General features: G+C 74.8%; 21 protein-coding genes and 1 pseudogene. 12 read left to right on the top strand and 10 right to left on the bottom strand.

The genetic code is table 11. The annotated features are described in order from the left end of the window. Positions 1–23: 23 nt before the first annotated feature. Positions 24–1,451, bottom strand: a complete 1,428-nt coding sequence (locus J2S66_RS16260) for a pyridoxal phosphate-dependent decarboxylase family protein (RefSeq protein WP_310307925.1) — start codon at positions 1,449–1,451, stop codon at positions 24–26. 19 nt (positions 1,452–1,470) lie between these two features. On the opposite strand from J2S66_RS16260, the gene J2S66_RS16255 reads away from it, so the two are divergent. Next, complete coding sequence (locus tag J2S66_RS16255) at positions 1,471–2,772, top strand: carboxylesterase family protein (RefSeq protein ID WP_310307924.1); 1,302 nt, start codon at positions 1,471–1,473, stop codon at positions 2,770–2,772. Positions 2,773–3,128: 356 nt separating this feature from the next. On the opposite strand, the gene J2S66_RS16250 is transcribed toward J2S66_RS16255, so the two are convergent. From J2S66_RS16250 to J2S66_RS16230, 5 genes are all read right to left on the bottom strand, one after another. Continuing rightward, complete coding sequence (locus J2S66_RS16250; RefSeq protein WP_310307923.1) at positions 3,129–4,820, bottom strand: DEAD/DEAH box helicase; 1,692 nt, start codon at positions 4,818–4,820, stop codon at positions 3,129–3,131. Positions 4,821–4,908: 88 nt separating this feature from the next. After that, complete coding sequence (locus J2S66_RS16245) at positions 4,909–5,331, bottom strand: DEAD/DEAH box helicase family protein (protein WP_310307922.1); 423 nt, start codon at positions 5,329–5,331, stop codon at positions 4,909–4,911. Next, positions 5,328–6,221 carry a Gfo/Idh/MocA family protein gene (locus J2S66_RS16240; protein WP_310307921.1) on the bottom strand — a complete coding sequence of 298 codons (894 nt, stop codon included), beginning with the start codon at positions 6,219–6,221 and terminating at the stop codon, positions 5,328–5,330. Before J2S66_RS16240 ends, J2S66_RS16245 begins: the two co-directional genes overlap by 4 nt. A 64-nt stretch (positions 6,222–6,285) precedes the next feature. Next, positions 6,286–7,347, bottom strand: coding sequence for an LCP family protein (locus tag J2S66_RS16235; RefSeq protein WP_310307920.1), 1,062 nt, complete (start codon positions 7,345–7,347; stop codon positions 6,286–6,288). Beyond that, entirely contained in the window at positions 7,344–7,847 is a 504-nt protein-coding gene (locus J2S66_RS16230; protein WP_310307919.1) for a SigE family RNA polymerase sigma factor, read from the bottom strand. Before J2S66_RS16230 ends, J2S66_RS16235 begins: the two co-directional genes overlap by 4 nt. Positions 7,848–8,004: 157 nt before the next feature. Here J2S66_RS16230 and J2S66_RS16225 point away from each other — a divergent pair, with 157 nt between their 5' ends. From J2S66_RS16225 to J2S66_RS16195, 7 genes are all read left to right on the top strand, one after another. Next, a complete protein-coding gene (locus tag J2S66_RS16225; protein WP_310307918.1) occupies positions 8,005–8,712 on the top strand; it encodes a Clp protease N-terminal domain-containing protein in 708 nt (235 codons plus the stop codon). Between the two features lie 180 nt (positions 8,713–8,892). Further along, on the top strand, positions 8,893–9,861 hold the full coding sequence (locus J2S66_RS16220; protein ID WP_310307917.1) for a sigma-70 family RNA polymerase sigma factor: 969 nt from the start codon (positions 8,893–8,895) through the stop codon (positions 9,859–9,861). Between the two features lie 141 nt (positions 9,862–10,002). Further along, positions 10,003–10,635, top strand: a complete 633-nt coding sequence (locus J2S66_RS16215; RefSeq protein ID WP_374726199.1) for an RNA polymerase sigma factor — start codon at positions 10,003–10,005, stop codon at positions 10,633–10,635. Continuing rightward, complete coding sequence (locus J2S66_RS16210) at positions 10,632–11,774, top strand: hypothetical protein (protein WP_310307916.1); 1,143 nt, start codon at positions 10,632–10,634, stop codon at positions 11,772–11,774. The genes J2S66_RS16215 and J2S66_RS16210 overlap by 4 nt, the downstream gene beginning before the upstream one ends. 121 nt (positions 11,775–11,895) lie before the next feature. Next, entirely contained in the window at positions 11,896–12,993 is a 1,098-nt protein-coding gene (locus J2S66_RS16205; RefSeq protein ID WP_310307915.1) for a calcium:cation antiporter, read from the top strand. 78 nt (positions 12,994–13,071) lie between these two features. Then, positions 13,072–14,289 carry a DUF4032 domain-containing protein gene (locus tag J2S66_RS16200; RefSeq protein WP_310307913.1) on the top strand — a complete coding sequence of 406 codons (1,218 nt, stop codon included), beginning with the start codon at positions 13,072–13,074 and terminating at the stop codon, positions 14,287–14,289. A gap of 36 nt (positions 14,290–14,325) precedes the next feature. After that, entirely contained in the window at positions 14,326–14,715 is a 390-nt protein-coding gene (locus J2S66_RS16195) for an STAS domain-containing protein (RefSeq protein ID WP_306744909.1), read from the top strand. Between the two features lie 150 nt (positions 14,716–14,865). Here J2S66_RS16195 and J2S66_RS16190 read toward each other — a convergent pair whose 3' ends face one another. Then, positions 14,866–15,225, bottom strand: coding sequence for a hypothetical protein (locus J2S66_RS16190; RefSeq protein WP_310307912.1), 360 nt, complete (start codon positions 15,223–15,225; stop codon positions 14,866–14,868). Between the two features lie 31 nt (positions 15,226–15,256). Next, complete coding sequence (locus J2S66_RS16185; RefSeq protein WP_310307911.1) at positions 15,257–15,622, bottom strand: hypothetical protein; 366 nt, start codon at positions 15,620–15,622, stop codon at positions 15,257–15,259. Between the two features lie 403 nt (positions 15,623–16,025). Between J2S66_RS16185 and J2S66_RS37185 the strand changes: the two are divergent. The 4 genes and pseudogenes from J2S66_RS37185 to J2S66_RS16165 form a co-directional block, all read left to right on the top strand. Next, a pseudogene (locus J2S66_RS37185) lies at positions 16,026–16,640 on the top strand (MFS transporter); the annotation flags it as partial. 184 nt (positions 16,641–16,824) lie between these two features. Next, positions 16,825–17,094: a hypothetical protein gene (locus J2S66_RS16175; RefSeq protein ID WP_310307908.1), complete on the top strand. Its 270-nt coding sequence runs from the start codon at positions 16,825–16,827 to the stop codon at positions 17,092–17,094. 171 nt (positions 17,095–17,265) lie between these two features. Next, on the top strand, positions 17,266–18,585 hold the full coding sequence (locus tag J2S66_RS16170) for a cytochrome P450 (protein WP_310307907.1): 1,320 nt from the start codon (positions 17,266–17,268) through the stop codon (positions 18,583–18,585). Between the two features lie 77 nt (positions 18,586–18,662). Then, positions 18,663–18,893 carry a hypothetical protein gene (locus J2S66_RS16165; protein WP_306744903.1) on the top strand — a complete coding sequence of 77 codons (231 nt, stop codon included), beginning with the start codon at positions 18,663–18,665 and terminating at the stop codon, positions 18,891–18,893. Between the two features lie 10 nt (positions 18,894–18,903). On the opposite strand, the gene J2S66_RS16160 is transcribed toward J2S66_RS16165, so the two are convergent. Then, positions 18,904–19,290, bottom strand: coding sequence for a VOC family protein (locus J2S66_RS16160; RefSeq protein ID WP_310307906.1), 387 nt, complete (start codon positions 19,288–19,290; stop codon positions 18,904–18,906). Beyond that, positions 19,287–19,580 carry an ArsR/SmtB family transcription factor gene (locus J2S66_RS16155; RefSeq protein WP_374726086.1) on the bottom strand — a complete coding sequence of 98 codons (294 nt, stop codon included), beginning with the start codon at positions 19,578–19,580 and terminating at the stop codon, positions 19,287–19,289. Before J2S66_RS16155 ends, J2S66_RS16160 begins: the two co-directional genes overlap by 4 nt. Positions 19,581–19,643: the final 63 nt, after the last annotated feature.

The following is a 19,643-nucleotide window of genomic DNA, read 5'->3' as shown; positions in this document are numbered from 1 at the left end:
CCCCCGGGTGCCGAGGGGCTCGGTCAGGGGGTGTGGAGGCGGGCGCCCAGTTCGCGGACCACCGAGGCCAGCAGGTCCACGTCCTCCTCGGTGGTCCGCCAGTTCACGATCGCCGGGCGCAACGCCACCACGCCCCGGTAGACGGTGGTGCCCGCGTAGACGCGCGCGTCCTCGACGATCGCCTCGCCCAGGCGGCGGTTGAGGTCGTCGAGGGTGTCCGGGGCGACGCCGGGCGGGCGGTAGCGGAAGCAGACGACGAACAGGGTGACCGGGGCCAGGAGCTCCAGGTCCGGGGACTCGGCGATGCGGCGGCCCAGGCGCAGGGCCAGCGAGCGGTGCCGTTCGACCATCGCCCGGTGGCCCTCGCGGCCGTAGGCGCGCAGCGTGGCCCAGATGGGCAGGGCGCGGGCCCGCCGGGACGACTCCGGGCCGAGGTTGTTGTAGTTGACGCGCTCCTCGTCCGGCTCGGGCAGGTAGGGGGCGTTCCAGGTGCCGAAGGCTTGCCCGAGCAGCGACGCGTCGCGCACGAACGCGAACCCGCTCTCGTAGGGGACGTTGAGCCACTTGTGGCCGTCCGCCGCCACCGAATCGGCACGCTCCACGCCGCGCACCAGGGGCGCCGTGAGCGGCGACACGGCGGCGAACAGGCCGAACGCGCCGTCCACGTGCAGCCACGCGCCGTGCCGCTCGGCCAGGTCCGCCATCTCGTCGATCGGGTCGAAGTCGCCGCCGTTGACCTCGCCCGCGTTGCCGATCAGCACCGCCGGTCCCGACGAGGCCAGCTCGCGGTCCAGGGCGTCCACGTCCAGGCGGCCGGCGTCGTCGCGGGCGAACGTGCGCACGGTGTCCCGGCCCAGGCCCAGCACCTGCAACGCCTTGCGGCTGCTCGCGTGCACGTAGCCGCTGGAGAACACCGGCATCCTCGGCAGGCCGACCAGCCCTTCGGCGGTGACGTCCACGCCGTGCCGTCGCGCCCACCAGAACCGGGCGCACGCCAGGCCGGTGAGGTTGGCGAACGTCGCGCTGGGCGTGAGCACCCCGCCGTGGGTGGGCGGCAGGCCGAGCAGCTCCTTGAGCCAGCGCAGCACGACCGACTCGGCCCGGGCGGCGAACGGCGAGTTCGGCCACAGGCCGGCCGCCTGGTCCAGGAGGGACGTCACCCAGTCCGCCGCCTGGGCGGCCGGGGTGGAGCCGCCCACGACGAAGTGGAAGTACCGGGGGCCGGACGAGTGCGTGGCCGCCCGGGTGCCGATGCGCAGCAGGTCGGCCACCGCGGTCATGGTGCCGTCGCCGGACTCCGGCAGCGGGCCGTCGAGTTCCTCGATCAGGTGGACGTGCGCCGCGTCGCGCACCGGCAGGTGGGGGAGCGCGTCGAGGTAGGGGCGGGCGGCGCGCGCCACCATGCCCAGCGCCTCGGCCGCGTCGTCCCCGGCGTTCAGCGGATCGCCCATCGTGGCAGGCTAGTCGCCGATGACGCGGCGTGGGCGGTTCCGAGGTGTCGAGATCGATGCGGAAGTGGACGCGTTCCTCGGCATCCAGTACGCGGAACCGCCCTTCGGAGCGCGGCGGTTCGGTGCGCCCGTGCCGGTCGAGCACCGCGGCGACTGCCTGCGGTACGGGCCGGTCGCGCCGCAGTCGGCCGAACTGCCGGGCGCGCCGGTGTGGCGACCCGGCGACGAGGCCGTGCTCAGCCTCAACGTGTGGGCGCGGCGGGACGCCGAGGGCGCCCCGGTGCTGTTCTACCTGCACGGCGGGGCTTACGCGTTCGGGTCGTCCGCCCAACCCGACTACGACGGCGCGGCGCTGGCCCGCGCGGGCCTGGTCGTGGTGACCTGCAACTACCGGTTCGGGTTCGAGGGCTTCGGCCACGTGCCCGGCGCACCGGCCAACCGCGGCCTGCTCGACCAGCGGGCCGCGCTGCGCCGGGTCCGCGACACCATCGCCGTGTTCGGCGGGGACCCGGACGCCATCACCGTCGCCGGCCAGTCCGCGGGCGCGGCCTCCGCGCTGTTCCTCGCCGCCGCCGAACCCGTGCGGCGCGTCATCGCGCACAGCGTGCCCAACCGCGTGTGCACCGAGGACTTCGCGCGGCGCGTCGCCGAGTGGATCGACCCCGCGACCCCGGAGAGCGCCGTGACCTCCGCCGACGCGCTGGCCCGCGTGCAGACCGGCGCGCTCGGCCACGACCCCGTCCTGTTCGGGCCGGTCGCCGACCGCCTGCCCCCGCTCGACCCGCGCGTGGACGCCCTGTTCTGCCACACCTCCGCCGAGTACCGGCTGTTCGAGGCGGTCGGCGCGTTCCGCCCACCGGACGTCGACACCCTCGGCCGTGACTGGGGCGTCCCCGCGCACGTCGTCGCGGCCTACCGGGAGCGCCACCCCGACGAGGCGGCCGTGCGACTGGCGGGCGACTTCGTGTTCGCCGAACCCACCACCCGCCTCGCCGAGGCGCACGGCCGCGCGCACCTGGCGCGGTTCACCCGGTCACCCGGCGGGCACACGGCCGACGTGCCGTTCTGCTTCGGCAACCTCGACGGCGCCGACTTCCTCATCGGTGGACCGCCGGGCGACGACGAGCGCGCACTGTCCCGGCGCATGCTGCGGGCCTGGGTCGACTTCTGCGCCACCGGCGACCCCGGTTGGCGCGGCGTGCGGTGGTGGGGCGAGCCGGTCGAGCCGCTGCGCGCGCCGTGGCGCGGTGTCGACCTCGACCGGCCGATCGACCACGCCGTCACCGGGACCGGCGCCCGCCCGCCGCGACGTGCACCGTGACCCCGTTGCGCGGCAACGGCTTCGAGTGGCGGCGAGCCGGGGGGGCTCGGGGCAGGGGTTCGGGCCGGAACCGGTCGAGCAGCAGCCGGTGCCGCTCGCCGTCCGGGCCGTCGGCGACGCACAGCCGGTCGCCGTCGCGCCGCCACCGCCTCGTGGGCGTCGCGGTGGGCGGGCGGCGCGGCCGAGGCCACGTCGAGCCCGGCCACCCGACCGCCGCCCACCGCGCCCGGCCACCACCGGTAGGACGCGGGCAGCGGTCCGGGGACCGCCCGCACGTCCTCCCCGGGGCGCCGCGGTGCGCGGTGACCGCCGCCGAGCGGCGACCAGGTCGGCGAGCGCCGCCAGGTCCGCGGCGATCACCTGGGGTCGTCGCGCTCCCGGCGCACGGTGACCTTGCGGCCCTTGATGGTGGCGCCCCGCAGTGACGCGATGACCTGCTGCGCCGACGTCTCCGGCACCTCCACCAGGGAGAACCGGTCGGCGATCTCGATCGCGCCGATCTCGCGGCCGTTGAGCTTCGCCTCGCCCGCGATCGCGCCCACCAGGTCCTGCGGCCGGATGCCCGAGCTGCGCCCCGCGCCCACGAACAGGCGCGTCATGCCCGCCGTCGGCCGGCGCGGGGGCCTGCGGTCGCGCCGCTCGCCGGCCGGCGCGCCGTCGCGACCGCGCCGGTCGCCGCCGCTGCGCGGCACGTACTCCGGGATCTCCTCCTCGTCGGCCGCCGCGCCGCTGGCCTCGTGCGCCAGCTTCACCGCCGCGAGCGCCACCTCCATCACGTCGAACTCGTCGGCCAGCGTCTCGACCACGACCCGGAAGCCCTCCAGGTCGTCCTCCAGCAGGCTCTCGTGCAGCGCGGCGCGGGTCAGCTCCAGCCGGCGCGTGCGCAGGTCCGCGACCGTCGGCACCTTCTCGACCTGGATGCGCTGCTTGGTGACGCGCTCGATGGTCTTGAGCATGCCGTGCTCGCGCGGCTCGGCCAGCGTGATCGCCACGCCCTCGCGGCCCGCCCGGCCGACCCGGCCGATGCGGTGCACGTAGGACTCGGGCGCGGAGGGCACGTTGTAGTTCACGACGTGCGTGAGCTGTTCCACGTCCAGGCCGCGGGCGGCGACGTCGGTGGCCACCAGCAGGTCCGCCGTGCCGTTGCGCAGCCGCGCCATCACCCGGTCGCGCTGCTCCTGGCTGATGCCGCCGTGCAACGACTCGGCCCGGTAGCCGCGGCCGTTGAGGGTTTCGGTGAGCTGGTCGACCTCGTCGCGGGTGCGGCAGAACACGATCGCCGCGGTCGGGGACTCCACGTCGAGGATGCGGCCCAGGGCGGCGGGCTTGTGCGCGCGCGGCACGACGTAGGCGCTCTGCCGGACCTTCGGCGCCTCGCCCGGCTCCGGCTGCTCGCGGCTGATCGTGATGCGCACCGGGTCCTTGAGGTGCTGGCGCGCCAGGCGATCGATGCGCGAGGGCATCGTGGCGGAGAACAGCACGGTCTGCCGCTCGGCCGGCGCCTCGGACAGGATCGAGTCCAGGTCCTCGGCGAAGCCCATGTCGAGCATCTCGTCGGCCTCGTCGAGCACGACGACCTTCAGGTTCTCCAACTTCAGCGTGCCGCGCTGGAGGTGGTCCACGGCGCGGCCCGGCGTGGCGACCACGACGTCCACGCCCTGCTCCAGCACCCGCAGCTGCCGCCCGATCGGCTGACCGCCGTAGATCGGCAGCACGCGCGCCCCCAGGTCGCGCCCGTACCGGTGCACCGCCTCCGACACCTGCACGGCCAGCTCGCGCGTCGGCACCAGCACCAGCGCGAACGGCGCGCGGTCGGTGCGCTCGCCTGCGGCGGCCATCCGCTCCAGCACGGGCAGCGCGAAGGCCGCCGTCTTGCCGGTGCCGGTCGCGGCCTGGCCGAGCAGGTCACGGCCCTCGGAGAGCGGAGGGATCGCCTCGCGCTGGATCGGGGTCGGCTCCTCGTAACCCAGGCCCGACAGGGCGCGGAGCAGTTCGGGGCGCAACCCGAGGTCGGTGAAGCTGAGCCGGTCGTCGGGTTCGTCGTTCATGGGGTCAAGTCTCGCTGATCGCCCGTGAACCGCTCGGCGAGGGGTCCGTCTGCCAGGCGTTCCGGCGGTACCAGCCGGGTCGGCGCCGTCACGGGGGAGTCGGCCCGGGGCCGCGCCGGACCGCCTCGCCGAACGTGGTCGGCCGGCGGTCCGCCTCGGCGGTCGAGCGCAGCCGCAGGTGCGGCAGCCCGGCCGGCCGGGCCGGGTGCGCGGTCCGGTGGCTCCGGTGCTGCCTGATCGCCCAGGCGATCACCGAATCGCGGCCCACCAGGGCGTTCAGGCCCTCGCGGTTGCCGTTCCACAGCTCGGTGCGGCGCACGATCCGGCCGAGGCTGCGGCGCAGCAGGCGCGGCACGACGACGCGCAGCGGTTGGTCCAGCCACACCAGCAGGTCGGCGCGGTGCCACACCGGCTCCACGTGCGGTCCGCCCACGAGCGCGGCCAGGGCGCGCGACAGCGTGCTCTTGCCCGCGCCGCTCATGCCGAGCACGACGATGCGCCGCGGCGTCACGACGGCGTCCGCGCCGAGGCGTGCAGGCCGGTCAGGGCGGCGGCGACGTCGAAGCCGAGCACCGGGTCAGGGGTGGCGGACAGCAGGCTGTCGTACAGCGGCCGGTAGTGGGCGATCTTGCGCGGCGTGCGCCCGTCCGTGCCGAACGACGCCAGCAGGTCGCCGCCGCGGAACGCGAAGCCGGTCATCGCGGTGTGGTCGAGCCGGATCTCCACCTCGCCGCACGACAGGGCGGTGGACTTGCTGCTCGCGCCGGTGCGCCAGTCGACGCGCAGCCTCGCCTCGCCCGACGTGTCCCCGGAGCGGTAGGCGACCGTGGCCCACGCGTGCAGCCCCTCCTGCGCCAGCGACGTCACGGCGACCGGTTCGACCAGCCGCGCCAGCACGGTCAGCTGGTTGATGCCCGAGTCCGCCCACGGCGAGACGTAGGAGGTGAACGCCTGCTCGCCCTTGAGCACGTACGGGTCGCAGAACGCCGACGTGACCGCGGTGACCGGGCCGAACGACAGCGACGCCGCCCACCGCACCTCGGGGGAGAACGCGAAGTGGTGCGCGGTGAACAGCCGGGACGAGTCCGGGCCGCGCAACCGGTCCAGCGACGCCGGGTCGAGCACCAGCGGCTTCTCCACCAGCACGCGGGCGTCGGTGTCGGCCAGCACCAGCGCGGCCAGGTCGGCGTGCGAGTCCGCGGGGGTGGCGATCACGACCAGGTCGGGCCGGTGCGACGCCAGCGCGGTCGGCAGGTCCGGGTAGTGGGGGCGGGGACCGGGGGCGGTCGCCACCGGGTCCACGGTGAACAGCAGGTCCACATCGGACCGCTCGGCCAGCACCGCCAGGTGCGTGCGCGCGATCGTGCCGACGCCGACGAGCCCCACCCGCGTCCGTTCCACGTCCCGAGTATGCACGGGGGAGCAACCCCTTCCGGGGTCGCTCTCCCCGTCCACTGAGGACCGCCTAGGGAACGCAGGCGGGCGCCGCGGTCGATCCGGGGAGGGCCGGGGCGTCCGACGCGACCGGGTCGCGCAACGCGTCCGCGACGAACGGGCGCACCCTGGCCGGATCGGCGGGCAGGCCGTCCGAGGCGGGGTCGCCCGCGTCGACCGGGAGGGTCGCGAAGCGCCGCGTCCCACCGGCGGTGAGCTGCTTCACGGCGGCCACCGCGTCCCAGCCCTCGTCCGTGCGGACGGCGTCGTGCGCCACCGCCATCACCCTGGCCAGCGCCACCGGGTCGCCGGCGACCTCCGGGCCGCCGACCCGGTCCAGCAGGCCGCGCAGGAACACCTGGTGCCGCTGCACGCGGTCCAGGTCACCCCTGGTGAGCGACTGCCCCTTCCGCTGGCGCAGGTACAGCGCGGCCTGTTCACCCACCAGGACGTGCCGGCCGGCCGGCAGCGCGAAGCCGGTCTCGACGTCGTGGGTGTCGGCGGCGAGGCAGACCTCCACCCCGCCGACCGCGGTGCTCAGCTCGGCGAACCGCCCCATGTCGAGGGCCGCCCAGTGGTCGACCCGCGCGCCGGTCAACTCCTCCACGGCGGCGACCGTGGCCTCCGTGCCCGCCAGGTCGGGGTCGCGCCCTTCCCGGCGCGCCCGCTCGTGGGCCGCGCCGTAGAGGGAGTTGATCCGGGCCGGCGCGGCACCGGGAGGGGACACCCGGGTGTCGCGCGGCAGCGACACGGCGCTGACCGAGCCGTCCGGGGAGAGCCGGACCAGCACCAGCGCGTCCGGTCTCGGCGCGGTCCCGTCCACCCTGTCGTCCAGGCCCAGCAGCAGGACGGTCTGCCCGGTGGGCGGAGTGACCCGCCCCTGGTCGACCGGTGCGGCGGCGCGGTCCACGGCGAGCGGGATCGCGACGGCGGCGACGGCGGCCGCCGCGGTGAGCGCGCCGACCGCGACCAGTGCGAACGGGCGGCGTCGCCGGGGTGCGGCGTGCAGCCGGGCGAGCACCTCGCGGTGGTCCACCCGCTGTTCCGCCTCGGCCGCGACGGCCTCGCGGATGAGGGATTCCTGGTCGGTCATCGCAGCACCTCCGCGTGCGTGGTCCCGTTGATCCGCAGCTTCCGCAGCGCGTGGGAGATGTGGCTGCGCACCGTGCCCTCGGAGCAGCCGAGCACCCTGGCGATCTCCGCGTCGGAGCTGTCCTCGTAGTAGCGCAGCACGATCGCCGCGCGCTGCTTGCGCGGCAGCACGGCGATGCGGGCGCGCATCGCGTCCCGCTCGGCGTGCCGGTCCGCCGGGTCGGCGACCACCGGGGCCAGCGCGTCGAGGCCGGCGTGGGTCGCGGACACCTCGCGGGCGGCCCGGCGGCGGCGCCACGACAGGTAGTCGTTGGTCACCATCCGCTTCACGTACGGGTAGGGGGCGTCGAGCCCGCCGATCCGGTCCCACTTCTGCCGCGCCCGCAGCAGCACGTCCTGGACGATGTCCTGTGCCAGGTACTTGTCGCACGTCAGCGCCGTGGCGTAGCGCAAGAGCCGATCGAGACGATCGGTGACGAACCGGTCGTAGTCGTCCCGCACGTCGCCCCCTTCTGCCGCTGTTGTCGATTGCGGTCGGGAAACCCCCGGGAGGACGCGCCGCGTTGAACGACGTGGCTGTGACACCGGTCACCACTTGCCTATAACCCTACATGGGGGTACACATGGGGTTATCAATGTGTCGCAACGGGGAGGCGTCGTGCCGAAGATCAACGTGTACCTGCCGGACGAGCTGGCCGAGCAGGTCAAGGACGTGGGCGTGCCGGTGTCGGCGGTCTGCCAGCGCGCGCTGGAGCAGGCCGTGAAGCGGATCGCGGCGGTCCGGGCCGTCCGGCTCGACGACCCGGACTCACTGGAACTGGCCGCCCGCACGTCGCGCGTCACCGACCGGGTGCGCGCCGTGCTGCGGCTGGCGACCGAGCGCGCCCGCGCGGCGGGTACGACGGAGGTCGGCACCGGGCACCTGCTGGGCGGGGTGCTGGACGAGGGCGGCAACCTGGCGGTGCGCGTGCTCCAGGTGCTGGAGGTCGAACCCGGCCGCGTGGCGGCGGCGCTGCCCGCGGGGACCGGCGGCGGGGCGGTCCCGACCGCGTTCGGCGCCGACGCGGCGGCGGCCCTGGAGTTGAGCGTCGTCGAGGCGGTCACGCTCGGTCACAACTACGTGGGCTGCGAGCACCTGCTGCTGGGCGTGCTGGCCGAGCCGGACGGAGCGGGCGGGGAGGTGCTGCGCGGCCTCGGCGTCGAGCCGCGCGCCGCGCGCAACGCCGTGGCCGCCGCGCTGGCGGGTTACGCGCACCTGCACGCGAACGCGGCCGCCGCGCCGGACCCGACCGCCGTCGTCACCGCCGTGGTCCAGCGCGAGCTGCGGCCGCTGGTCGAGCGCCTGGAACGGCTCGAACGCGGCTGACCGGGGCGGCCGGGGGTGGTCACGAAACGTGACCACCCCCACCGGGCGGTCGGAATACTGACCGTTTGCGTCTCGTTGAACAGGGTGTAGCCCCGTCTGGGGCACAAGGGCGAACCGCCACTTCCTTGCGCAGGTCGTCCGTCCACGCCCTCTTCGCGCGACCAGGTGAAGGAGACCGCTGTGCCGTCGACCACCAAGACCGCCCCGTCCCGACGTGAGTGGACCCAGGACGAGGACCTGGTGGGCCACTACCTGCGCGAGGTCGGCGCGACCGCCCTGCTGACCGCCGAGGAGGAGGTCCGGCTCTCCCGCGGCATCGAGGCCGGCCTGTACGCCGCCGAACTGCTGCGCGCGGCCGACGCCGGCGAGACCGCGCAGCCCGACCCCGAGCGCCGCCGCCTGCTGCGCACCCTCGTCCACGAGGGCCGGCGCGCCAAGGACCTCATGGTCCGGGCCAACCTGCGCCTCGTCGTCGCGGTCGCCAAGAAGCACTCCCGGCGCGGCCTGCCGTTCCTCGACGTCGTGCAGGAGGGCAACATCGGCCTCATCCGCGCGGTCGAGAAGTTCGACTACAGCAAGGGCTTCAAGTTCTCCACCTACGCCGTGTGGTGGATCAGGCAGGCCATCGAGCGCGGCCTGGCCGAGCAGACGCGCACCGTGCGGCTGCCCGTCCACGTGGTCGAGGAGCTGAACAAGGCGGCCAAGGTCGAGCGCCGACTGCGCGGCGAGCTCGACCGCGACCCGAGCGTCGAGGAGGTCGCCGAGGCCACCGGCATGGCCGTGACCCGCCTGGTGGAGCTGCGCCGCGCCAGCCGCGACGCGATCAGCCTGGAGACCCCGGTGGGCGAGGACGGCACCACGTCCGTGGCCGACCTCATCGAGGACGCCGACGGCGTGCAGGCGCACGACATCGTCGAGCAGGCGGAGCTGACCGCCGAGCTGCGCACCCTGGTGGACACCCTGCCCGAGCGGCAGGCGCGCATCATCAGCCGCCGCTACGGCCTGCACGACGGCCGACCGTGCACCCTCCAGGAGGTGGCGCGCGAGCTGGGCCTGACCAAGGAGCGCATCCGCCAGCTGGAGAAGGAGTCGCTGCGGCTGCTGCGCGACCCGCAGCGCAGCGGCGCCGTGCTCGCCCTCGCGGGCTGAGCGGAGCCGCCGGGACGACCGGCACCCCGACACGACCGGCACCCCGACACGACCGGCACCCCGACACGACCGGCACTGCAACAATCGGCGGGGTGCCGGCACCTCATCCACGTGAGCACCCATGCCGACCCGGGCGCCGTCGTGACCGCCGACGGGACTGACCCGCCGCACCCGTCACCGGACCACCCACCGCCACAGCCCGACGACGTCGAGCTGTGGCGGTGCGGCGACCGCGCCTCGTTCGGCGTGCTGTTCGAACGGCACGTCGAGGCCGTCTGGAACCACGCCTACCGGCTGACCGGTTCGTGGGAACAGGCCCAGGACGTGACGTCGGCGACGTTCCTCACCGCGTGGCGCACCCGAGCCCAGGTCGAGCTGGTGCGCGAGAGCGCGCGACCACTCCTCTTCACCATGGCGGGCAACGTCGCGCGCACCGCGCACCGCGGTTCGGCCCGCCGCACCCGGCTGCTGCGGCGGGTCTCCGCACCCGTCGACGAACCCGACCACGCCGACGCCGTCGCCCACCGGCTCGACGAGCAGGACCGGCTGCGCCGCGTCGTCGCGGCCGTCCGGAGGCTGCCCCGCGCCCAGCGGCAGGCCGCGGAGCTGTGCCTGCTCGGCGGCCTGCCGGTCGCCGACGCCGCCGCGCAGCTCGGCCTGGCCGAGGTCAGCGTGCGCGCCCACCTCTCCCGCGCCCGCGCCCGGCTGCGGGACCTCGTCCCACCTCTCGGCGCCCCACCGCCCGGCCCGGACATGACGGAGGACCAGCCGTGACCATCCCCGGCCTGCCCGAGCACCGCCCGCTGCCGCCCGAGGTGCGGGCGCGGCTGCGCGCGGACTTCGAGGACGGCATCGACCGCCCCCGCCACCGGACCGCGCCGTCCGCGCTGACCGCCGTCGCGGCCGCCGCCGTGACCGCGCTCGTCGTGGGCGCCGTGGTCGTGCTGCGCGACGTGCCCGACCTCCGACCCGCGGCCCCGCCGCCACTCGGCGGCTCGCTCGGCGCGGTGGGGGTCGAGGTGGCACTGGACCGCTGCTGGTCCGCACTCCGGGCGGAGGACCTGGCCGACGACTACCCCGACCGCTCGCGCTGGACCCCGGTGTGGGGGGAGGACCGCCCCGAGATCGACGTGGTGGCGGTCCGCGCGGCGGGCGAGCCCCTGTTCTGCCAGACCACGGCCACCACGGCCACCGTGTCCGACCTGAACGGCCTGCTGGTCACGCGGGAGGGCGTCGTCGCGGGCACCACCGACGTCGCGGCCCCGGTGGTCGCCGGCACGGGGCCGCACGGTCCCTACGACGTCGAGGCCGACGTCGCGGACCACCTGTACATCGCGATGACGCACACCAACCCGACCGGCATGGCGATCACGGTCGACGGCGTGCCGCTGCCCGGCGCCGGCGCCCCCGCCGCGGTGGTCCGCGACCGGGCGGACGGCCCCGAGCCCGACCGGGAGTCCGAGGCGGGCCGCCTGCTGGGCGACTGCCTGGCCACCGCGTCGGAACCGGTCGTCGACCCGGACTCCTACCGGCCCGGGGCGCACGTCGCCGGCCTCGTCCTCGGGCGCAGCGCCACCCGCCTGGTCGTCTGCCACGGGTGGCCGGCGGAGCGCGTGTCGCAAGCGCGGACCCGCACCCTGGAGGTGCTGGGCTTCCCGGTCCACTTCCACTACGACGGCCACATCTCCGGCGGGCGGCGCACCCTGGCCGGCCAGGTGCCCGTCGACGCCGTCGGGATGACCGTGTCGGTCGACGGCGGCGAGCCGGTGCGGGCGGTGGTGGCGGACGGCACGTTCGTGCTCCGGCTGGACCCGGAGGTCGCCCTCGTGCCGGGGGTCACCCTGCTGCGCGTCGAGGTCCTCGACGGGCGGGGCGCCGTGGTCCTCGGCGGTGAGGTCCTCCACGCTCCGTGAGCACGCCGTCGCGACTCCGCCGGCATAGGGTTGATCGTGACCCTGACCGGCGGAGACGACGGAGGCGCGGCTTGAGGCTGACGGTGTGCGGACATGACGGGACGACCTCGGGAGCGGAAGCGTGAGCGCGGGGGACGCGGCGACCATCACCCTGCCCAAGTGGAGCATCGTGCTGCCCGCCATCGGGCTCGTCGCGCTGGTCGCGTCGTGGGGGCGGGACCTCAACGCGGTCCTGCTCGTGCTGGTGTGCGCGGGATTGGGCGGCGGCGTGGTCGCCGCGGTGCACCACGCCGAGGTGGTGGCGCACCGCGTCGGTGAACCGTTCGGCACGCTCATCCTCGCCGTCGCGGTCACCGTGATCGAGGTCGCGCTGATCGTCACGCTCATGTCCTCCGGCGGGGACAAGGCGGCCACCCTGGCCCGCGACACGGTGTTCGCCGCCGTCATGATCACCTGCAACGGCATCGTCGGCCTGGCGCTGCTGGCCGGCTCGCTGCGGCACCGGGTGCAGCGCTTCCGCTCCTACGCCTCCGGCGGCGCGTTCGCCGTGACGCTGGCACTGGTCACGCTCAGCCTCGTGCTGCCGGCCTTCACCACCAGCTCCGCCGGGCCGACGTTCTCCGGTTCGCAGCTGGCGTTCGCGGGCGTGATGTCGTTGGTGCTGTACGGGGTGTTCGTGTTCGTGCAGACCGTGCGGCACCGCGACTACTTCCTGCCCGACGAGGAGACCGCCGCCCACGACGACCACGCCGCCGCGCCGTCCGGCCGCACCACGCTGACCTCGCTGGGACTGCTGCTGCTGTGCCTGGTCGCCGTGGTGGGCCTCGCGAAGGCCGCGTCACCGGCGCTGGAGTCCGCCGTGGAGGCCGTCGGCGCGCCGCTGTCCCTGGTCGGCGTGCTGATCGCGCTGCTGGTGCTGATGCCGGAGACGGTGGCCGCGGTGCGGGCCGCCCTGCGCGACCGGCTCCAGGTCAGCATGAACCTCGCCCTGGGTTCCGCGATGGCCAGCATCGGGCTGACCATCCCGGCCATCGCGATCGCCTCGATCTGGATGAGCGGCCCCCTGGTCCTGGGCCTGGGCGGCAAGGAACTGGTCCTGCTCGCCCTCACCGCCGCGGTCGGCACGCTCACCGTCGTGTCCGGGCGCGCCACGGTCCTCCAGGGAGCGGTGCACCTGGTGGTGTTCAGCGCCTTCCTGTTCCTGACCGTGACGCCGTAGCCACCCGCACGGGCGCCGCGTCCGGGTGGCACCCCCTTGGGTACCGTCCGGGCGTCGGCGCACGACCGCGGAGGTGCCATGCGATTCCTGTTCCGCCCGCCCGCCACCGAGGCGGGCGGGTTGTTGGCGCTGCCCTGGGCGCGACCGCTGGAGGAGTGGGACGAGAAGCTGCTGCTGACCGTGCCGCAGCGGGGCATCTCGCGGCACGTCGTGCGGTTCGTCGCCAGCGAGGGGCGGGTCTACGCGCTCAAGGAGATCGCCGAACCGCTGGCTCGCCACGAGTACGCGCTGCTGGGCGAGTTCGAGCAGGAGGGGTTGCCGACCGTGTCGGTGCTCGGGCTGTGCGTCGACCGGCCCGACGACCAGCAGGCGATCCTCGTCACGCGCTACCTCGAGCACTCGATGTCCTACCGGTACCTGTTCTCCAGCCCGCGCGGCGACCACTCGGCCGACCGGTTGGTCGGCACGTTGGTGGAACTGCTGGTGCGGCTGCACCTGGCGGGCATCTTCTGGGGCGACTGCTCGCTGTCGAACACCCTGTTCCGGTTGGACGCGGGCAAGCTCGCCGCCTACCTCGTCGACGCCGAGACCGCGGAACGGCACCCGACCCTGTCGAACGGCCAGCGCGCCTACGACGTGGACCTCGCCCGCGAGCGCATCGGCGGCGAACTGCTCGACCTCCAGGCGGGTGGCGTGCTGCACCCCGACATCGACCCGATCCGGGTGGCCGACAGCGTGCCCGAGCGGTACGCGGCCCTGTGGGACGAGGTGACCCGCGAGGAGTTCTTCCGCCTCGACGAGCAGCGCTACCGGGTCGCCGAGCGCCTGCGCCGCCTCAACGACCTGGGCTTCGACGTCGACGAGGTCGAACTGACCACGTCGGACAAGGGCGCGCGCCTGCGGGTGGACATCCGGGTCGCCGAGATCGGCCAGCACCGCCGCGAGCTGTTCCGCCTCACCGGCCTGGAGGCGCAGGAGAACCAGGCCCTGCGGCTGCTCAACGACCTGCGCTCGTTCCGCGCCTACCTGGAGCAGCGCGACGGCCACCCGGTGCCCGACGCCACCGCGGGCCACCTGTGGCGCAACGAGGTCTACGACCCGGTCGTCGCCGCGGTGCCGCCCGACCTGCTCGGCGTGCTGTCCCCGGCGGAGTTGTTCCACGAGGTCCTCGTGCACCGCTGGTACCTCTCCGAGCACGCCGGGCGGGACGTCGGCACGACCGCGGCGCTGCGGTCCTACCTGGCCACCGTGCTGCCCGACCAGGACGTCGAGGTGCCGGCCGAGCCGGACGACTGACGCGCCGACGCCGCGCGGACGTGGTTGAGTGGAGTCGTGACAACCCCGGAAGCGGGCCTGCGCACGCGGGTCGAAACACAGGCCGAGGACCAGGCGGTGGTCGTCGGGATCGTCGGCGACGTCGACCAGAGCACCTCGGAAGCGCTGGACAAGGCCCTGGACGAGGGCGTGGCCAAGGCGAAGGAGAGCGGTGCCCTGCTGGTCGTGGTGGACCTCCAGGAGGTCGGCTTCGTCGCCTCGGCAGGCTTGTCCTCGCTGATCAAGGCGCACAACCGCGCCCGTGACGAAGGTCTCGAACTCGTGGTCGTGCTGCCCGAGGAGCACCGCCTGGCACGTCTGCTCTGGCTGACCGCCCTGAGCCGCGTGCTCACCGTGGTGAGCTCGCTGGAGGAAGCGCTGACGAAGGCACCGCGCAACCCCGCGTAGCCGCGGCGCGCCGGGTCGGCGGCGGGACGGCCGCGCCCGCGGTGGGGAACACCGCGGCGGCGAGCAACCGGCCACCGCCGTCGAGCGCGGTCAGGCCCGGTGTGAGGAACGCCGGGCCGACCATCTGCGCGGTGGCGGTCGCCGCTTCGGTCACCCCCGGTAGGCGCCCCGCGCCTCCTCGCGCATCAGTCGCCGGCCCGCCGCCACGTACCCCGGCTCACCCGCCAGGTGCAGCAGCGGCAGCCCGGTCGAGAGCATCGCCCAGCACAGCGACAGCGCGGCGGTCGCGGCGGTGACGGCGAGGTACGGGCCATCGCGCAGCGGCGAGCGCTCCCGCGCACCGGGCCGGCCGTGCTCCACGCCTTCGTCGCCGGCAGTCGCGTCCTCGCGGTCACGGCGCCGGACCGGCTCGCGGCCCTGCTGCCCGGCTTCTGACCCGCCGGAGCCGCGCTCCGCGACCGGATCGGCGGACGGGTGGGCCGTCGCGCCCGTGGGAGCGCGGCGGCCCACCCTGTGAGGTCGCTACCTCAACGCGCGGGCGTCACCCCGTGCTGCTGTGGGTGCTCTCCTGGTACGCGCCCTCCTCACCCGCGTAGGAGAAGTGGTCCCAGTAGTGGGCGCCGCCACCGCCCCAACCGTGGCCGTCGTCGTGGTCGTGCCCGCCGGCCACGGCACCGGTCTGGCTGCTGTACGCGCCGTTCTCGTCGGCCCACCCCTCGGCCTCGAAGAAGTACGCCGTCTCGCCGTCGGTGCCCGACCAGACGCTGTGGAACCCGGCGCCCTCGGGTGTCGCCACCGACACGTGGTGCTCGTACGACGCCTCGTCGGCCGAGGCGAGGCCGGCTGCACCCAGCAGAACGGGGATGGACAGGGCGAACGCGGCGATGAGCCGGATCGTGTTGCGCATGGAGGACCTCCTGGTGTGTTGACGCCATGCGGTCCGATCGTCACCCCGGTGGGCTGGGCCCACCTGCCGGATGGCCCATCGTGTGATGGTGTCACCGCAACATCGCAGAACCCTGAGCTGCGGTTATTGCTGTGCGTGAGAGAAAGTGTGAGCTGGTGGGTGACCGTGTCGCGTTTGACGGCGCAGCCGGGGCCCGGTACGGGCGGAAGACGCGTCCGGCACGCGCCGCCCGATGTCGGTGGGTGCCGGCAACGTACGGTCCCGTGCCCCGGCTCGTGCCCGCGCTGCTGCGCGACCCGACGTTCCGCTGGTACTTCGTCGCCCGCACCTCCTCCCACTTCGGTGACGGCCTGATCGGCATGGCGCTGGTGTTCGGCTCGGTGCGTCGCCGACCGAGGTCGGGATGGTGCTGCTCGTCGGCCGGTTGCCGGTGGTGGTGTTCACGCTCGTCGGCGGGGTGGTGGGGGACCTGGTGTCGCGTCGGGCCGTCATGCTCGCCGCCGACGTCGTCCGCTGCGCCTCCCAGGGCCTGACGGCCGCGCTGCTGATCACCGGCGGTGGAACGCTGTGGCACCTGGCCGCACTGCAAGCGGTGGCGGGCGCGGCGAACGCCTTCTTCGCCCCCGCCGCAGCGGGCCTGGTCGTCGACGTGGTGCCCCAGGAGCAGCGCCGTCAGGCCAACGCCCTGGTCGACGCCGCCCAGAACGCCGCGACGCTCCTCGCCCCGGTGGTGTCCGCGTTGCTGGTGGAGACGGTCGGAGCGGGCGTGTCCTTCGCCGTGGACGCGGCCACGTTCGCGATCAGCGCCGCCGCGCTCGTCGCGCTGAAGGTCCCGGACAGGCAGGTGCCGCCACGGCCCGCGCTGCTCGACGCCGCGCGGCACGGGTGGCGCGACTTCCGCGCCCGCCCCTGGTTGCAGGCCACCACGATCCAGGTCGCGGTCATCAACGGCGCCTGCATCTCACCGTTCCTGGTCCTTGCCCCGGTCATCGCCGATCAGCAGCTGGGTGGCGCTCTGGCCTGGGGATTCATCGCCAACGGCTACGCGGTCGGCGCGCTGCTGGGCAGTGCCCTGGCCTGCGCCGGCGACCGCGGCGCCCGCTGCTGGTGGCCGCCACCATCCCGGTCGCCCTGGCCCCGCTGCCGGCCCTGCTCGCCGTGGGCGCGCCGGTCCCGATCCTCGCCGCGGTGGCCCCGCCGGGGTGCAGGCCGGCCTCTACGCCGTGCTCACCCAGACCGCGCGGCAGGTGCACGTGCCCCCCGACCTCGTCGCCCGGGCCACCGGCTTCTCCACCGTCGTCGGCCTGGCCGCCGCACCGCTGGGCATGGCCCTGGCCGGACCGGCGGCCGAGCTCATCGGCACGGACGCGGTGCTCCTCGCCGGCGCGGCGATCGCCGTGCTGAGCGCGCCACTGGCGCTCGCCGTGCGCTCCGTCCGGCAACTCCCGGCCGAGCCCGAACCCGCCCGCTGAACACGAACGGCGCCGCCTTCCCGCGAACCGGGCAACGGTCATCCTCCGACTCCCACCACCTCCAGTGAGAAGCCGGCAGGTCGACTGAGCCCGGACACCCGAGGGGCGCGACCGGACCCCGTCGCCCGTTAAGGTTCGGGTACTGACCGGTACCAGAAGTGGGGTGGCGGGGTGGTCGTGAAGCTCTCGTCCGGGACCGAGCTGGTCAAGCCGCTCGTGCGGTGGGGCCTGGGGCACGGGCTGCCGCGGGCCGCGCTGCGCGCCGCCGCGCGGCGGGGCGACCTCCAGGCCCGCCTGTTCGTGGAGTCGGGCACGTCGTCCACCGCCGGGCTGAGCGGCCTGTTCGACGAGGTCCGCGCCCGCGGACCGCTCGTCCGGGGCAGGTTCTCCCACCTCACCGCGCACCACGCCGCGGTGCGGGAGGTGCTGACCGGCGGCGACTTCCGCACCGGCATCGGCCCCTCGGGCGACGGGGCGTGGGCGCGGCTGTCCGACTGGTCGGCGCCCACCGTGCTGCACCCCATGGCGCCGCCCTCGCTGCTGGTGACCGAGCCGCCCGCGCACACCCGCTACCGCAAGCTGGTGACCCGGGTGTTCACCGCGCGGGCGGTGGAGCGGCTGCGGGCGTTCACCGAGCGCACCGCGCACCGGCTGCTCGACGAGGTCGACCCGACCGGACCGGTCGACCTGGTCGAGGCGTACTGCGCCCCGCTGCCCGTCACGGTGATCGCCGAGGTGCTGGGCGTGCCGCCGGAGCAGCGCCGGCGGGTGCTGGCCCTGGGCGCGGCGGCCGCGCCCAGCCTGGACATGGGGCTGCCGTGGCGCCGGTTCCGCGCGGTCGAGACCGCGCTCGCCGAGTTCGACGCCTGGCTCGCCGACCACCTCCGCCTGCTGCGCTCCCACCCCGGCGACGACCTGCTGAGCGAGCTGGTCGCCGCCAGGGAGGACGGCGTGGGCCTGGACGACCTCGAACTGCGCGCGACGGCCGGGCTGGTGCTCGCCGCCGGGTTCGAGACGACCGTGAACCTGCTCGGCAACGGGGTCGCCCTGCTGCACGGCGACCCCGGCCAGCGCGAGGTGCTCGCGGAGGACCCCTCGGTGTGGCCGAACGCGGTCGAGGAGGTGCTCCGCGTCGACCCGCCCGTGCTGCTGACCGGCCGGACGAGCGTGCGCGACACCGCGGTGGCGGGCGTCCGCGTGCCGAAGGGCGCGCTGGTGACCACCATCCTCGCCGGCGCCAACCGCGACCCGCTGGTGTTCGAGGACCCCGGGCGGTTCGACGTGCGCCGCGTCAACGCCCGCGAGCACATCTCGTTCTCGGCGGGCCGCCACCACTGCCTGGGGGCGGCCCTGGCCCGGATGGAGGGCGAGGTGGGCCTGCGGGTGCTGTTCGAGCGCTTCCCCCGGCTGCGCCTCCTGCCGGGCGCGACCCGCCGGGGGACCCGCATCCTGCGCGGGTACGAGCACCTGCCGGCCCGTCTCGCCGGGTGACGCCGGCCGTCGTGCCGACACCCGCCGCCGTGGTTAGGGTCGGGGTGCCGGGTCGGGTGGTGGCGGGAGGAGCGGGCATGACGGACGAGGAGCTCGTCGTCGAGTTCGCCCTGACCCGCCTGGACAACCCCGGGCTCGACCTGGAGGAGGTCGCCGCGCTCGTCGTCCGGCGGGTGGGCGCGGACCGCATGCTGGAGTTCGCCTCCCGCAACCTCGCCACGCGCGGTGAGCTGCGCGGCGCGGTGTTCCCCTCCGCCGTCGAGCACGTGCTGCGGGTGGTGCTGACCCTGCGCGGACCTGCCGACTAGGGCGTCCGCCTCAGTCGTGCTGGACGATCTGGATCAGGTTGCCGCACGTGTCGTCCAGCACGGCGGTGACGACGGGGCCCATCTCCAGGGGCTCCTGGGTGAACCGCACGCCGAGCCCGCGCAGCCGGTCGAACTCCGCCCGGACGTCGTCCACGGCGAAGGCGGTGGCCGGGATGCCGTCCGCGACCAGCGCCTCCGTGTACGGCTTCACGGCGGGATGCTCGTCGGGCTCCAGCACCAGTTCGGTGCCGTCGGGGTCCTCCGGCGACACGACGGTCAGCCACCGGTGCGCCCCCAGCGGGATCTCGGTCTTCTTCACGAAGCCCAGCACGTCGGTGTAGAAGCGCAGGGCCTTGTCCTGGTCGTCGACGAAGACGCTGGACAGGTGGATCTTCACGGGGTGTCCTCCGGTGTGCGGGGCTTGAGCCACCTGGTCACGATGAGCTCGAGCGGTGCGGTGTTCAGGTCGTGGAACTTGTAGCGGCCCTGGCGCCGGGTGCGGACCAGGTCCGCGGCCTCCAGCACGGCCAGGTGCTGGCTGATCGCCTGGCGGGTCGACCCGAGGCCGTGCTTGGTGATCAACCGCGTGCAGATCTCGAACAGGGTCTGGCCGTCCCGCTCCGCCAGTTCGTCGAGGATGAGCCGGCGGGTGGGATCGGCCAACGCCTTGAACAGGTCGTCCGCCACGTCGCACACCATAGGCAAGTGAGTGCTTGCCTGACAACCCCGGGCGGGTGTTGATCCGGACGT

It is taken from the genome of Saccharothrix longispora, assembly GCF_031455225.1.
Classification (GTDB): domain Bacteria; phylum Actinomycetota; class Actinomycetes; order Mycobacteriales; family Pseudonocardiaceae; genus Actinosynnema; species Actinosynnema longispora.
Note: the sequence above shows the minus strand (reverse complement) of the source record. Positions and strands in the feature narration are given on the sequence as shown.

Coding starts and splice junctions, on each gene's coding strand:
- J2S66_RS16165 (WP_306744903.1), top strand. CDS start 18,663: ATGACGGACGAGGAGCTCGTCGTCGAGTTCGCCCTGACCCGCCTGGAC.
- J2S66_RS16200 (WP_310307913.1), top strand. CDS start 13,072: ATGCGATTCCTGTTCCGCCCGCCCGCCACCGAGGCGGGCGGGTTGTTG.
- J2S66_RS16260 (WP_310307925.1), bottom strand. CDS start 1,451: ATGGGCGATCCGCTGAACGCCGGGGACGACGCGGCCGAGGCGCTGGGC.
- J2S66_RS16255 (WP_310307924.1), top strand. CDS start 1,471: ATGACGCGGCGTGGGCGGTTCCGAGGTGTCGAGATCGATGCGGAAGTG.
- J2S66_RS16235 (WP_310307920.1), bottom strand. CDS start 7,347: ATGACCGACCAGGAATCCCTCATCCGCGAGGCCGTCGCGGCCGAGGCG.
- J2S66_RS16185 (WP_310307911.1), bottom strand. CDS start 15,622: ATGCGCAACACGATCCGGCTCATCGCCGCGTTCGCCCTGTCCATCCCC.
- J2S66_RS16250 (WP_310307923.1), bottom strand. CDS start 4,820: ATGAACGACGAACCCGACGACCGGCTCAGCTTCACCGACCTCGGGTTG.